This is a genomic window from Pantoea sp. X-Soil-OKNW-713, from assembly GCF_059730685.1.
On record NZ_AP035995.1, the window covers coordinates 1,156,009 to 1,168,995 of the forward strand.

Annotated in this window: 13 protein-coding genes; 3 read left to right on the forward strand and 10 right to left on the reverse strand. The window is 57.9% G+C overall.

Annotated features, from left to right (window positions below):
* Positions 1 to 30: 30 nt before the first annotated feature.
* Positions 31 to 2,538 carry a copper-exporting P-type ATPase CopA gene (copA, locus tag AC6I8R_RS05235; protein ID WP_021182306.1) on the reverse strand — a complete coding sequence of 836 codons (2,508 nt, stop codon included), beginning with the start codon at positions 2,536 to 2,538 and terminating at the stop codon, positions 31 to 33.
* A 96-nt stretch (positions 2,539 to 2,634) separates the two neighbouring features.
* Here copA and cueR point away from each other — a divergent pair, with 96 nt between their 5' ends.
* Positions 2,635 to 3,051: a Cu(I)-responsive transcriptional regulator gene (cueR, locus tag AC6I8R_RS05240; protein ID WP_021182307.1), complete on the forward strand. Its 417-nt coding sequence runs from the start codon at positions 2,635 to 2,637 to the stop codon at positions 3,049 to 3,051.
* Here cueR and AC6I8R_RS05245 read toward each other — a convergent pair.
* The 5 genes from AC6I8R_RS05245 to tesA all read right to left on the reverse strand — a co-directional run bounded on the left by AC6I8R_RS05245 (position 3,027) and on the right by tesA (position 6,830).
* On the reverse strand, positions 3,027 to 3,485 hold the full coding sequence (locus AC6I8R_RS05245; protein WP_208725496.1) for an NfeD family protein: 459 nt from the start codon (positions 3,483 to 3,485) through the stop codon (positions 3,027 to 3,029). The two genes, cueR and AC6I8R_RS05245, sit on opposite strands and share 25 nt — an antisense overlap.
* Entirely contained in the window at positions 3,485 to 4,399 is a 915-nt protein-coding gene (locus tag AC6I8R_RS05250) for an SPFH domain-containing protein (protein WP_415174714.1), read from the reverse strand. Before AC6I8R_RS05250 ends, AC6I8R_RS05245 begins: the two co-directional genes overlap by 1 nt.
* A gap of 65 nt (positions 4,400 to 4,464) precedes the next feature.
* Positions 4,465 to 5,319, reverse strand: a complete 855-nt coding sequence (locus AC6I8R_RS05255) for a thioredoxin family protein (protein WP_021182309.1) — start codon at positions 5,317 to 5,319, stop codon at positions 4,465 to 4,467.
* Positions 5,320 to 5,398: 79 nt separating this feature from the next.
* The gene (locus AC6I8R_RS05260) at positions 5,399 to 6,172 is read right to left on the reverse strand and encodes an SDR family oxidoreductase (RefSeq protein WP_021182310.1); all 774 of its coding nucleotides are present in this window, start codon (positions 6,170 to 6,172) and stop codon (positions 5,399 to 5,401) included.
* 31 nt (positions 6,173 to 6,203) lie between these two features.
* Positions 6,204 to 6,830: a multifunctional acyl-CoA thioesterase I/protease I/lysophospholipase L1 gene (gene tesA, locus AC6I8R_RS05265; protein ID WP_497831983.1), complete on the reverse strand. Its 627-nt coding sequence runs from the start codon at positions 6,828 to 6,830 to the stop codon at positions 6,204 to 6,206.
* Here tesA and ybbA point away from each other — a divergent pair.
* Together ybbA and ybbP are read left to right on the forward strand one after the other, a co-directional pair.
* Positions 6,798 to 7,484, forward strand: coding sequence for a putative ABC transporter ATP-binding protein YbbA (ybbA, locus tag AC6I8R_RS05270; RefSeq protein ID WP_036624740.1), 687 nt, complete (start codon positions 6,798 to 6,800; stop codon positions 7,482 to 7,484). The genes tesA and ybbA overlap by 33 nt on opposite strands.
* Positions 7,481 to 9,898 (forward strand): putative ABC transporter permease subunit YbbP, encoded by a 2,418-nt coding sequence (gene ybbP, locus AC6I8R_RS05275; RefSeq protein WP_497831984.1) that lies wholly within the window; start codon positions 7,481 to 7,483, stop codon positions 9,896 to 9,898. Before ybbA ends, ybbP begins: the two co-directional genes overlap by 4 nt.
* Before the next feature lie 131 nt (positions 9,899 to 10,029).
* Here ybbP and purK read toward each other — a convergent pair whose 3' ends face one another.
* The 4 genes from purK to ppiB form a co-directional block, all read right to left on the reverse strand.
* On the reverse strand, positions 10,030 to 11,094 hold the full coding sequence (purK, locus tag AC6I8R_RS05280) for a 5-(carboxyamino)imidazole ribonucleotide synthase (RefSeq protein ID WP_497831985.1): 1,065 nt from the start codon (positions 11,092 to 11,094) through the stop codon (positions 10,030 to 10,032).
* Complete coding sequence (gene purE, locus AC6I8R_RS05285; protein ID WP_013508194.1) at positions 11,091 to 11,600, reverse strand: 5-(carboxyamino)imidazole ribonucleotide mutase; 510 nt, start codon at positions 11,598 to 11,600, stop codon at positions 11,091 to 11,093. Before purE ends, purK begins: the two co-directional genes overlap by 4 nt.
* Before the next feature lie 131 nt (positions 11,601 to 11,731).
* On the reverse strand, positions 11,732 to 12,448 hold the full coding sequence (gene lpxH / locus AC6I8R_RS05290; protein ID WP_021182318.1) for a UDP-2,3-diacylglucosamine diphosphatase: 717 nt from the start codon (positions 12,446 to 12,448) through the stop codon (positions 11,732 to 11,734).
* Positions 12,448 to 12,942 carry a peptidylprolyl isomerase B gene (gene ppiB, locus AC6I8R_RS05295; protein WP_021182319.1) on the reverse strand — a complete coding sequence of 165 codons (495 nt, stop codon included), beginning with the start codon at positions 12,940 to 12,942 and terminating at the stop codon, positions 12,448 to 12,450. The genes lpxH and ppiB overlap by 1 nt, the downstream gene beginning before the upstream one ends.
* Positions 12,943 to 12,987: the final 45 nt, after the last annotated feature.

A 12,987-nucleotide genomic window follows, 5' to 3' on the forward strand; every position in this document is an offset into this window, starting at 1 on the left:
TTCATCGCGCGAAAAACAGGGCAGGGCTTGCTATTCGTGTACCGGTGGCTTAAACCGCAACAGACGATTAGCATTACTCACCACCGTGATGGAGGAGAGCGCCATCGCCGCTCCCGCCACAATCGGGCTAAGCAGCATGCCGGTGAACGGATAAAGCACACCTGCGGCAATCGGAATGCCAAAGCTGTTGTAAATAAATGCACCCAGCAGGTTCTGCCGCATATTACGCAGCGTGGCGCGGGAAATCGCCAGCGCATCCACCACGCAGTGCAGATCATTACGCATCAGCGTCATGGCGGCGGTTTCAACCGCCACATCGCTACCGCCACCCATAGCAATACCAACATCTGCCTGGGCCAGCGCCGGAGCATCATTGATGCCATCACCGACCATCACCACTTTGCGCCCCTGTTGTTGCAACTGCTCGATGGCTTGTGCTTTGCCTTCTGGCAGCACCCCGGCGATCACGTCGTCGATACCGGCTTCAGCAGCGATTGCGCGTGCGGTTTTTTCATGGTCACCGGTCAGCATCACCAGCTGAAACCCCAACTGATGCAGGCGTTGCAGCGCCGCGCGGCTCTCCGGACGCAGATTGTCACGTAGCGCGATCAACCCCAGCAGTTGCCTGTCATCGGCCAACAGCACTGGCGTGGCACCCAGCGCCGCCAGACGTTCAATATCTTCACGGGCGGGTGTGCAATCCACTTGTTGGGCTTCCATCAGCGCCAGGTTGCCGAGCAGCAAGGTTCTGCCTGCCACTGTAGCGCTCACGCCCTTACCGCGTATTGTACGAAATTGCTCAACATCAACGGCAGGCAGATCCGGCACTGCCGCGATAATTGCGGTTGCCAGTGGATGGCTGGAACCCTGTTCCAGCTGGGCGGCAGCGTGCAGTACCTGCTGACGATCCCAGTCGCTATACAACAACACATCGCTCACCTGCGGCGTGCCCTGGGTCAGGGTGCCGGTTTTATCAAATACCAGGGTGTCGACTTCACTGGCGCGCTGGAGCGCATCCGCATCACGCACCAGCACGCCAAGTTCTGCGGCACGTCCGACGCCAGCAATCACCGACATTGGTGTTGCCAGACCAAGGGCGCAAGGACAGGCGATAATCAGCACCGTAGTGACAATCACCAACGTATAAGCCAACTGCGGTTGCGGTCCGGCCAGATACCACACCAGGCCACTTAACAGCGCAATCGCCACCACCACTGGCACAAACACGGCGGAGATGCGGTCGGCGAGACGTCCGATATCGGGCTTACTGCTTTGCGCCTGACGGACCAGATTGATGATGCGTGCCAGCGTGGTATGGCTGCCGGTGGCGCGCGCGACAAAGCGCAACGTGCCATCCTGAAGCAGCGTACCAGCAAAGACTTTATCTCCGGCCTGTTTAGTTTGCGGCACCGCTTCGCCGGTCAGCATCGCTTCGTCGCACCAGCCTTCGCCGCTTTCCACTTCGCCATCGACCGGGATACGATCGCCGGTGACCAGTTTAATCACCATACCAGGCTGCACATCGCTGAGCGGTATCAGGGTTTCACCCTGGTCGGTAATGACGCGAGCCTGCGCTGGGGTTAAGTCCAGCAAACGTTCCAGCGCCTGTGAGGCACGCTGCCTTGCGCGTTGTTCCAGCGCATGACCGAGGTTGATCAGACCAATAATCATCACGCTGGCTTCAAAATAGAGATGCCGGGCCTGATGCGGGAAAAATTGTGGCCAGAGCGCGACGCTCATTGAGTAGAGCCAGGCGGCACCGGTTCCGAGCGCCACCAACGTATCCATGGTGGCGGTGCCGTGGCGCAGGCTACGCCAGGCGCTGCGGTAGAAATGGCCACCGGCAATCACCATTACCAACAGGGTGATCACGCCCAGTGAGCGCCATAGGGTGATATTGCTGTCGCTGAGCATCATGTTGTCGCCCAGCATGCCCCAGATCATCATGGGCACGCCGAGCAACAATGCCAGCGCGGATTGCCAGCCAAAGCGGCGCATCGCCTGGCGGGCGCTGACCTGCTGGCGTTCCCGGCGAGTTTGCTCATCTTCGATGATTTCTGCCGAATAGCCCGCCTGATCGACAGCGCCAATTAACGCCGCGGGTTGCGCATCGCCCAATACCAGCGCGCTGCGCTCACCCAGGTTAACGCGTGCCTGGCTGACGCCGGGTACCTTTTGCAATGCCTGCTCGACACGACTCACACAGCTGGCGCAGCTCATGCCGCCAATCAGCAGGTGGTGGACGGGCAGGGTGTCATCTGCCGGTTGCGATCGTTCCTCCGTTGTCAGCGCCTCCGGCTGCGGCTCTGATGCTGTCAACGGTTCAGACTTTGGGCTGTCTTTCAGTGCTGCGTGGTAACCTGCCTGTTCTACGGTCGCGATCAAATCGCTGGCGCTGGCAGCACCGGTGACACGCGCTTCCTGTTGGGTAACTTCAGCCTGTTCAACATCGCTGCGCTGTTCCAGCGCTTCTTTGACGCGTTTGACGCAGTGGCCGCAGGAGAGACCGTCCAGCGCCAGCAACTGTGTGTGTGACATATTTAACTCCTTATGCGTTCAGGTTTGACTGCATGCAGACTTTGCATTAGTTATAAAGCCTAAACCTTCCATTCAGGGGAAGGTCAAGGGGATCACATGAACATTAGCGATGTTGCCAAAAAAACCGGGCTGACCAGCAAAGCGATTCGTTTCTATGAAGAGAAGGGCGTCGTCACGCCACCGCTGCGCAGTGAAAATGGTTATCGTAGTTACAATCCACACCATATTGATGAACTCAATCTGTTGCGTCAGGCGCGTCAGGTGGGGTTCACTCTCGACGAATGTCGCGAGCTGGTGACGTTGTTTAACGATCCTGCCCGCCACAGCGCCGACGTAAAAGCGCGCACTTTGCAGAAAGCGGATGAGATCGCGGCGCATATTGAAGAATTACACGCCATGCGGGCGCGTTTACTGGCGCTGGCCGAAGCCTGTCCTGGCGATGATGGCGCGGAGTGCCCCATCATCAATCACCTGGCGGGCTGCTGCCATCAGACAGCCGGAAAGCGAGGCTGAATCATCAGCGTAATGCCAACTACGCCAGTGACGATGACCTGGGTACCGGCAGGCAGATCGCTCTCTGCCTGCACGCGCCAGCTGCTGTCGCCAATGCGCACATGGCCGGTGCCGTCTTTCAGGGCGTTTTCCAGCGTAAAGTGTTGGCCGATAAGTTGCGTACCACGCTGATTCAGGCTATTGGGTTGTTGCGATGCTTCGCGATAACGCATCCAGCGATACCAGAAATAGACACACAGCAGAGTTAACACTGCGAACAACAGGCCCTGGCTGGTCCACGAGAAGGGAAAAAACCACTCGATAAGGCCAACCAGCACCGCTGCCAGCCCGCTCCACAGCAGATAGCCGCTGGTGCCAAGCATTTCAGCCGCCAGCAGCAGGCCGCCCAGCGTCAGCCAGAACCAGTGCGGGTGGGCAATCAGCTCCATCAGGATCACGGTTTGCGCTCCCGGCCACTCTCTTTCAGCAGCTCGCTAATTCCGGCTATCGAGCCAAGCAGGCTGGTGGCATCCAGTGGCATCATCACCACTTTGCTGTTATTGGCCTGGCCAATTTTCTGCAACGCATCGGTATATTTTTGCGCCACGAAGTAGTTCACGGCCTGAATATCCCCGGCGGCGATGGCTTCAGATACCATGCGCGTTGCATTAGCTTCTGCCTGCGCCTCACGCTCTCGCGCTTCGGCATGCAGGAACGCGGCGGTTCGTTCCCCTTCGGCTTTCAGGATCTGCGACTGTTTTTCCCCCTCGGCGCGCAGAATCGCAGCCTGTCGCACCCCTTCCGCTGTCAGAATATCGGCGCGTTTAGTCCGTTCGGCTTTCATCTGCGCGTTCATGGCCGCAATCAACTCCTGCGGCGGACGCACATCTCGAATTTCGATACGGGTGATTTTTACACCCCAGGGATTGGTCGCTTCATCGACAATATGCAGCAGACGGGTATTGATGTTATCGCGCTGCGACAGCATTTCATCCAACTCCATGCCGCCTAATACGGTACGAATGTTGGTCATGGTGAGATTGAGAATTGCCAGCTCAAGGTTGCTGACTTCATACGCTGTGCGCGCCGCGTCGATCACCTGAAGGAAGCAGACGGCGTCGATGGTGACGTTGGCATTATCTTTCGAGATGACTTCCTGAGAGGGGATATCAAGGACGCGCTCCATCATGTTGACCTTGCGGCCAATGCGATCCATGAAGGGAACAACTAACGTCAGGCCAGGTTGCAGCGTGCGGGTATAGCGCCCAAAGCGCTCAACCGTCCACTGATAACCCTGTGGCACAATTTTTACTCCGGCCCAAACGGTCACCAACGCGAGTACGATGATGACTGGCATCACGGTCAACATAATAACCTCCAGGTTGTCACTGTTTCGGGCCGAGTCGCTTCGGCCCGATTACTACCCCGTACTGATTAGTACAGCAGCGAATAAAGCTGGCGACGATAACGTGCAGCCAGGGCATCACCGGTGCCGAGTGCGGCCAGAATTTCCTGCAACATTTTACGCACCTGGCCGTCACCGGCGTTGAGGTCGCTTTTCAGGAAACCAAATAGCAATTCAAGGGCTTCTTCATTACGACCAACCTGATGCAGCTGTAACGACAGTTTAGCAGCCAGCTCGGCGTTCGCGGGCTCATTCGCCAGTTGCTCCTGCAACAGTTGAATTTCTGGCGTGTCGGCGGCTTTTTTCAGCAGCTCGATTTGCGCCACCAGGCTTTGATAGCGGGTGTCCTGATCCTGCAATGGCACCGCATTTAACACCGCTTCCGCTTCATCGCTGCGATTCAGGGTGATCAGAACTTCCGCCAGCAGGAAGCCAATTTCGCTGGCCTGATTACTCAGCTGCCAGGCATCTTTCAACAGCGGCAGCGCCTCCAGCGGTTTGCCTTCTTCCATCAGGGCTATCGCCTGCTGGGCTTTCAGTTCTTCTTCACGCGGCAGCACTTTTTGCAGCAGGGCGCGAATCGCCTCCTCTGGCTGCGGCCCCTGGAAGCCATCGACCGGTTGACCGTTCTGGAACAGGTACACCGTCGGGATGGAGCGCAGACCAAATTGAGAAGCCACCATCTGCTCTTTATCGCAATCCAGTTTTGCCAGAATAAACTGACCAGCGTACTCCTGGGCCAGGTGCTCCAGCACCGGCGTCAGTTGCTGGCAGTGCTGGCTGCGATCGGACCAGAAATAAAACAGCACCGGCAGCTGCATGGATTGTTCCAGCGTCTGATGCAGATTGGATTCGTTGATGTCGATAATCAAAGCGTGTGACATGAATACGTCTCTTTGCTGAAAGTGTGTTGAGAATATGGGGGCAAGCTGCCCGGCTTCAAGTTCTAATCAGGCTTGCAGCCTATTTGCTACGCAAAATGCGATCCAGCATCCAGCCTGGCAGTACTCTTTTTAACAGGCTCATGGTCCAACTCACCAGCGTCACCGGATAACGCAGGCGCGGATGCGCGCTTTCCAGAGCGTGACGCAGCTTCGGCAGGATCGCCTCAGGTGGCAGGGAAAAATGCGCGGCGATGCCGGGATTACGCACCGGTTTGTCACTTTCCCCCTGATGGACGTTTTCCGTAAAACGGGTATGGATCGGCCCTGGCTCAATCAGGCTGACGCGCACGCCCGTGGTGCGTAACTCCATGCGCAGCGCATCGCTCCAGGCTTCGAGCGCATATTTACTGGCAGCGTAAGCGCCGCGTCCGGGGGTGGAGATCACCCCCAGCACCGAGCTGGTATTAATGATACGTCCGCTGCCGCTGGCTTGCAGGGCGGGCAACAGGCGCATGGTCAGTTGATGCGTCCCAAAGAAGTTAGTGGAGAATTGTTGCTCCAGTTGCTGGCGTGACAGGCTGGCGAGCGGTCCATAAATGCCAAAACCGGCGTTGTTGAACAGCCCGTGAAGACGATTTTCTGTCAGCGCAATGACCTGATCCGCTGCGGCATCGACACTGGCCGGATCGTCCAGATCGAGCGTAATGCCGATAAAACCAAGCGCATGCATGCGCGCAACGTCTTCCGCCCGACGGCAGGCGGCAATCACGCGATAACCGCGCATCAGCAGGTCATTGGCGGCCACCAGGCCGATACCGCTGGAGCAGCCGGTGATAAGAATGGTTTTTTGCATAACTTTACCTGTTAAAAATCACGCGCCTGCGTTAATCATGCTTTACTAGCGGAGCCAGTTCCTTCGCCATCACCCCTGCGATAAAGGGCTGTGCATCCGGATTCGGGTGAATACCATCCTGCTGCATCCACTCCGGTTTCAGGTACACCAGCTCCATAAAGAAGGGCACCAGAGGAATGTTGTACTGCTGTGCCAGCTGCGGATAAATCGCGCTAAACGCCTGCGTATAACGACGCCCATAATTTGCCGGTATGCGAATTTGCATCAGCAGCGGCTGCGCTTTTGCCGCCTTCACATCGTCGATAATTTTGCTCAGATCCTGGGCGATATTTTGCGGTGGGAAGCCACGCAAGCCATCGTTACCGCCCAATTCGATTAACACCCAGCGCGGTTGATGCTGTTTTAATAGCGCCGGTAAACGCGCCAGCCCCTGACCGGCGGTATCGCCACTGATGCTGGCGTTGATAATTCTGGGCTGCTGCTGCCACTCTTTGTCGAGCAAACTCGGCCATGCGACGTTCGCGGACATGCGATAACCGGCACTCAGGCTGTCGCCCAGCACCAGCAGCGTATCGGCCGCAGCAAGACGTGACACCAGCAGAAGCAATAACAACAGGAAGGAATAATGCCAGCGGAAAACATTGTTGAAGTTCATCATCTTACTAAGTCCGTCGGTCAGGGAGAGCATCAGCTGACCATCCTTACCGGAGTTGAGCTGGTTGTCAAACCCGCCCAGACCATTGCGCTGATTGGCGAGTCCGGTTCGGGTAAATCTACTCTGCTGGGTATCCTTGCCGGGCTGGACGATGGCAGCAGCGGTGAAGTGCATCTGCTCGGCGAGCCGTTACATAGTATGGACGAGGAGCAGCGTGCGGCACTGCGCGCGCGGGAAGTCGGTTTTGTCTTTCAATCTTTTATGCTGGTGCCGACGTTGAATGCGCTGGAAAACGTCCAGCTCCCCGCGCTGTTGCGTGGCGTCAGCGACCGCGAAAGCCGCGATCAGGCGGTCGAGTTGCTGACGCAGCTCGGTTTGAAAGCGCGGTTGCATCATCTTCCCGCCCAGCTTTCCGGTGGCGAGCAGCAGCGGGTGGCGCTGGCCCGCGCCTTTAATGGTCGTCCTGGCCTGTTGTTTGCTGATGAACCGACTGGCAACCTCGATCGTCAGACCGGCGATCGCATCGCCGATCTGCTGTTCTCCCTCAACCGCGATTTTGCCACCACCCTGATCCTGGTTACCCATGATGAGCAGCTGGCGGCGCGTTGCGATCGTCGTCTGCGGTTGCGTGATGGCAAATTGTGGGAGGAGTCATGATCTGGCGTTGGTTCTGGCGTGAGTGGCGTTCGCCCTCCTTGTTGATCGTTTGGCTGGCGTTGACGCTGGCGGTGGCCTGCGTGCTGGCACTGGGGTCGATCAGCGATCGGATGGAAAAAGGGTTAAGCCAGCAAAGTCGTGATTTTATGGCCGGAGATCGTACCCTGCGCAGCAGCGCGCCGGTGCCGGAAGCCTGGCTGGCGCAGGCCCGGCACGAGGGACTTTCAGTCAGCCCTCAACTGAGTTTTATGACCATGACCTTTGCGCAGGAAACGCCACAGCTGGCGGATGTGAAGGCAGTGGATGACGCGTATCCGATGTTTGGCACCCTGCAAACCGATCCGCCCGGCTTGCGTCCTCGTGCAGGGACGGTGCTGGCAGCCCCCCGATTGTTGGCGCTGTTGAACCTGAAAACCGGCGATCAGATTGACGTGGGCGATACCACGTTGCGTATCGCAGGTGAAGTTATTCAGGAGCCTGACGCGGGTTTTAACCCTTTTCAGACCGCACCGCGTTTGCTGATGAACCTGGCGGATGTGGAGAAAACCGGCGCGATCCAGCCCGGCAGCCGCCTGAGCTGGCGCTACAAGTTCTCAGGCGATCCTGCTCCGCTGGCGCGCTACGATAGTTGGATCCAGCCGCAGCTCAAGGCGGATCAACGCTGGATTAGCGTGGAAAACTCAGAAGATGCACTGGGGCGATCGATGCAGCGCGCGCAGCAATTTTTGTTGCTCTCCGCCTTGCTGACTTTGCTGCTGGCGATTGCGGCGGTGGCGGTGGCGATGAGCCACTATTGCCGCAGCCGCTATGATCTGGTGGCGGTGCTGAAGACCCTCGGTGCGACGCGTAAGGTGCTGCAACGTTTGATCATCGGTCAGTGGCTGGCGGTATTGCTGCTGGCGGCGGTGGCGGGTAGCGTGCTGGGACAGGGCATTGAAATCATCCTGCTGGCGATGTTGAAACCGGTGCTGCCTGCGGCACTTCCGGCGGCCAGTTTCTGGCCGTGGTTGTGGTCGTTGGGGGCGATGTTCGTGATCTCGCTGCTGGTGGGGATGCGTCCTTACCGGTTATTGCTGGCAACCCAGCCATTACGCGTGCTGCGTCGGGATGCGGTGGCGAATGTCTGGCCGTTGCGCGTCTATCTGCCAGTGATGGCGTTGGTGGTGATTGGCCTGCTGGCGTTGTTGATGGGCGGCAGCAAGATGTTGTGGGCGTTGCTGGCGGGTGTGGTGTTGCTGGCGTTGTTGCTGGCGTTACTGGGCTGGGGCACTTTGCTGCTGTTGCGACGTCTGGTAGTGCGTAACCTGGCGCTGCGACTGGCCATCAACCGGCTGTTGCGACAACCGGCCATGACCCTCAGCCAACTGGCGGCGTTTTCACTCTCCTTTATGTTGCTGGCGTTACTGCTGGTGATGCGCGGCGATCTGCTTGATCGCTGGCAGCAACAGTTGCCACCGGATAGTCCCAACTATTTTCTGCTGAATATGACGCATGAACAGGTGCCACAGGTACGTGATTTCTTGCAATCGCATCAGATCAAAGCGGAGACTTTCTACCCGATTATCCGCGCCCGACTGACGCAGCTCAACGGTAAGGATGCCGATCCGAATATGGATAACGCCTTGAATCGTGAGCTGAATCTGACATGGCAGGCGGAGCGTCCGGACCACAATCCGCTGGTAGCGGGGAGTTGGCCGCCGCGTGTCGGGGAAGTGTCGGTGGAGACTGAGCTGGCGGATCGTCTGGGGGTGAAGCTGGGTGACACCTTAACTTTCAGCGGCGATACCCAGCAGTTCAGCGCCAAAATTACCAGCCTGCGTAAAGTGGATTGGGAGAGTTTGCGCCCCAACTTCTTCTTTATCTTTCCGCCGGGGGCGCTGGATGACCAGCCGCAAACCTGGCTCACCAGTTTCCGTATGGCGAATAACCCTGCCTTGCTGGCGCAGCTCAACCGGGCATTCCCCACTCTGAGTTTGCTGGATATCGGCAGCATGATGCGCCAAATCGGCCAGGTGCTGGCGCAGGTGAGTCAGGCGCTGGAGATTATGGTGGTGTTGGTGACGATCTGTGGCGTGCTGCTGCTGCTGGCGCAGATTCAGGTCGGGATGCGTCAACGACGTCAGGAGCTGGTGGTTTATCGCACGCTGGGTGCCAGCAAACGACTGCTGCGCGGCACCCTGTGGTGTGAGTTTGCCTTGCTCGGCGTGGTATCCGGGGTTGCGGCAGCACTGGGCGCGGAGGCGGCGTTATGGGGTTTGCAGCGCAAAATCTTCGATTTTCCCTGGGAACCGGACTGGAGCCTGTGGCTGGCGCTGCCGATCACCGGGGCGATTTTGCTGTCGTTGTGCGGCGGCTGGCTGGGGGTGCGTTTGCTGAAAGGGAAGGCGTTGTTCAGGCGGTTTGAAGCGGCGTGATCGCCTGGTCGAAATGCAACCTGGCGTAGCGGCGCGATTTATCGCGCAATTCAGGGCGCGCTGCGGGAAAAACTGCGCAATAAATCGCGCCGCTACGGGAGGGGGAGTCGCCATTGCTGGCGACCTTTTAATTACAGCTTCTCTACGGCCCAGGCGATACCGCTGGCATACTCCGCCGGCAGCAACGGCACCAGCGCCTTTAATGCCGCGGCCAGACGACCCTGGTCGCTGTCGGTCAGATTGAGGTGGCCGACTTTACGTCCCGGACGCACTTCTTTCTCGTACCAATGCAGATGTACCAACGGCTGATGCAGCCACGCCAGATTCACATCCGTACCAATCAGGTTGACCATTACCGAAGGTGCATACACCACCGGCTGCGGCAGCGGTAAACCCAGCACTGCGCGCAGATGCAGCTCGAACTGGCTGATGGAAGCACCATTCTGCGTCCAGTGTCCGCTGTTGTGGACACGCGGTGCCAGTTCGTTGATCAGCAAGCCCTGCGGCGTAACGAAGCACTCCATCGCCATCACACCGACGTAATTCAGCTCATGCATGATCGCGCTGAGCATCGCTTCGGCCTGTTGCTGCTGCGCCGCATCGGCTTGTGGGAACGCGACGCTGGTGCGCAGGATCCCTTCCTGATGCAGGTTATGGGTCAGCGGATAGAAAACGGTGCTGCCATCCTGACCACGCGCGCCAACCAGCGACACTTCACCGCTGAAGTTGATGCCCTGTTCAACGATGCATTCACCGTAGCATTCATCCGGCAGGGTGTCGGTTTCATTGGCGCGCAGACGCCACTGGCCGCGTCCGTCGTAGCCACCGGTGCGGCGTTTGACGATAGCCAGTTCGCCAAGCGAGCTGAACACCTGCGGCCATTCGCTTTTATCCGCCAGCAGTTGCCACGGTGCAGTGGCGAGGTTCAGTTGATCGAGCAACTGTTTTTGCGTCAGGCGATCGGCCAGACGCGGGAAAATATCGCGGTTCACAAAGGCCGGATGGCTTGCCAGCTCACGCGTCAGCGCGGTTTCAGGCCAGCGTTCAATTTCCGCCGTGATCACGCTTTGTGCGATCGGCAGCGCAGAAGGTTCTGCATCCAGCCCGACCGGATAAACGGCAATGCCCAGCGGTTCACCCGCCTGACGCAGCATACGGCCTAACTGACCATTTCCCAGTACGCAAACCGGCTTCATGCATCCCCCCGCGGATCCGGGTTGTTCAGCACTTCGTCGGTCTGGGTCTGACGCCAGTTGGCGAGGCGAGTTGCCAGCGCGCTGTCGTGAATTGCCAGAATCTGCGCGGCCAGCAGGGCAGCATTGGCGGCACCGGCTTTACCGATTGCCAGTGTACCTACCGGAATACCACGCGGCATCTGCACAATCGAGTAGAGGCTGTCGACACCGCTTAAGGCGGCGCTTTGTACCGGGACACCCAGCACCGGCACCAGGGTTTTGGCGGCCAGCATGCCCGGCAGATGGGCTGCACCGCCAGCACCGGCGATAATCACCTGGAAACCATTTTGCGCGGCGTTTTCGGCGAAGCTGAACAGTTTGTCCGGCGTACGGTGAGCAGAAACCACTTCCACATGGAAGGGGACATCCAGGCTGTTAAGAATTTCCTCGGCGAACTGCATGGTAGCCCAGTCACTTTTGGAACCCATGACGATGGCGATACGAGCCGGGGCGGCGTTGGATGACATGCGGTCAACTCCTGTGAATATACAAACGAACCTGGCCGGGCGGGCAGGTGAAGAAGGGCACAGAGAATAGCATGAGATGGCAGCAAGGAAAACGGTTGCGTGGCCGGAAAACGGGCAAGATTGCCCGTTAATCAGAACGGAAATTCGCTAAGCCTGACGCCATCGGCGTCGACCTGAATCATCGATCCCTGCTGATGCCAGGCACCCAACACTACGCGTTGGGCATTTTCACCCTGTAAAACAAAATCATGGATCGCCGGGCGATGGGTGTGGCCGTGGATCAGTAGCCGCACCTGTTGGCGGGTCATGGCATCCATCACCGCCTGCTGGTTCACATCCATGATGCTCAGGGATTTGTGTTGATTGGCTTGTTTGCTGTTGGCGCGCATTTTGGCAGCGATACGCATCCGCAAGCTGAGCGGTAAGGCCAAAAACAGCTTTTGCAGCCAGCGCTGGTGCACTTTAGCGCGAAAGCGTTGATAACCTTCATCGTCGGTGCACAGGGTGTCGCCATGCATAATCAGCAGACGTTTACCGTACAGGGTTAACACCTGTTCCTCTGGCAACAATGTCATGCCGCTGGCACGCGCAAAACGCTGACCGAGCAGAAAATCGCGATTACCGTGGATAAAGAATGTCGGCACCGGCAGGGCCTTGAGCGCATCGGCGATTTGCTGATGCAAAGGGTTGGGATCGTCATCGCCAATCCAGGCTTCGAACAGATCGCCAAGGATGTAAAGCGCATCGCATTGATGCGCTTCCCGCTGCAAAAAATGCAGAAAACCGGCAGTGATTGCCGGTTCTTCTTCACACAGATGAAGATCTGCGATAAACAGCGTGCGCGACATTACTCGCTAACGGTCACTTTCTGGATGACTACGTCATCTTTCGGCACGTCCTGGTGCATGCCGCTGCGGCCGGTGGCTACCGCTTTGATTTTGTCGACCACGTCCATGCCTTCAACCACTTCTGCGAACACGCAGTAACCCCAGCCTTGCAGGCTTTCGTCGCGGAAGTTCAGGAAGTCGTTGTCTGCCACGTTAATGAAGAACTGAGCCGTCGCCGAGTGCGGAGCCTGAGTACGCGCCATCGCCAGGGTGCCACGGGTGTTTTTCAGTCCGTTGTTGGCTTCGTTGCGGATATCTTCTTTAGTTGCTTTCTGCTTCATGCCCGGCTCAAAGCCGCCGCCCTGAATCATAAAGCCGTTGATCACACGGTGGAAAATGGTGTTGTCGTAGAAACCTTCACGACAGTAATCCAGGAAGTTCTTTACGGTAGCCGGCGCTTTGTCATCGAAGGTTTTAATCACGATATCGCCGTGGTTCGTCTGGAAGGTGACCATCATTCTCGTCCTGTAAAGGTTGTCGTCGGTGTCGATTGCCGCGCC

What these genes read in the sequence shown, in the direction of transcription:
- ybbP (WP_497831984.1), top strand. Translation starts at nt 7,481, where the DNA reads ATGATCTGGCGTTGGTTCTGGCGTGAGTGGCGTTCGCCCTCCTTGTTG.
- ybbA (WP_036624740.1), top strand. Translation starts at nt 6,798, where the DNA reads ATGCCAGCGGAAAACATTGTTGAAGTTCATCATCTTACTAAGTCCGTC.
- purE (WP_013508194.1), bottom strand. Translation starts at nt 11,600, where the DNA reads ATGTCATCCAACGCCGCCCCGGCTCGTATCGCCATCGTCATGGGTTCC.
- copA (WP_021182306.1), bottom strand. Translation starts at nt 2,538, where the DNA reads ATGTCACACACACAGTTGCTGGCGCTGGACGGTCTCTCCTGCGGCCAC.
- AC6I8R_RS05255 (WP_021182309.1), bottom strand. Translation starts at nt 5,319, where the DNA reads ATGTCACACGCTTTGATTATCGACATCAACGAATCCAATCTGCATCAG.
- ppiB (WP_021182319.1), bottom strand. Translation starts at nt 12,942, where the DNA reads ATGGTCACCTTCCAGACGAACCACGGCGATATCGTGATTAAAACCTTC.
- purK (WP_497831985.1), bottom strand. Translation starts at nt 11,094, where the DNA reads ATGAAGCCGGTTTGCGTACTGGGAAATGGTCAGTTAGGCCGTATGCTG.
- tesA (WP_497831983.1), bottom strand. Translation starts at nt 6,830, where the DNA reads ATGATGAACTTCAACAATGTTTTCCGCTGGCATTATTCCTTCCTGTTG.
- AC6I8R_RS05250 (WP_415174714.1), bottom strand. Translation starts at nt 4,399, where the DNA reads ATGTTGACCGTGATGCCAGTCATCATCGTACTCGCGTTGGTGACCGTT.
- AC6I8R_RS05260 (WP_021182310.1), bottom strand. Translation starts at nt 6,172, where the DNA reads ATGCAAAAAACCATTCTTATCACCGGCTGCTCCAGCGGTATCGGCCTG.
- cueR (WP_021182307.1), top strand. Translation starts at nt 2,635, where the DNA reads ATGAACATTAGCGATGTTGCCAAAAAAACCGGGCTGACCAGCAAAGCG.
- lpxH (WP_021182318.1), bottom strand. Translation starts at nt 12,448, where the DNA reads ATGTCGCGCACGCTGTTTATCGCAGATCTTCATCTGTGTGAAGAAGAA.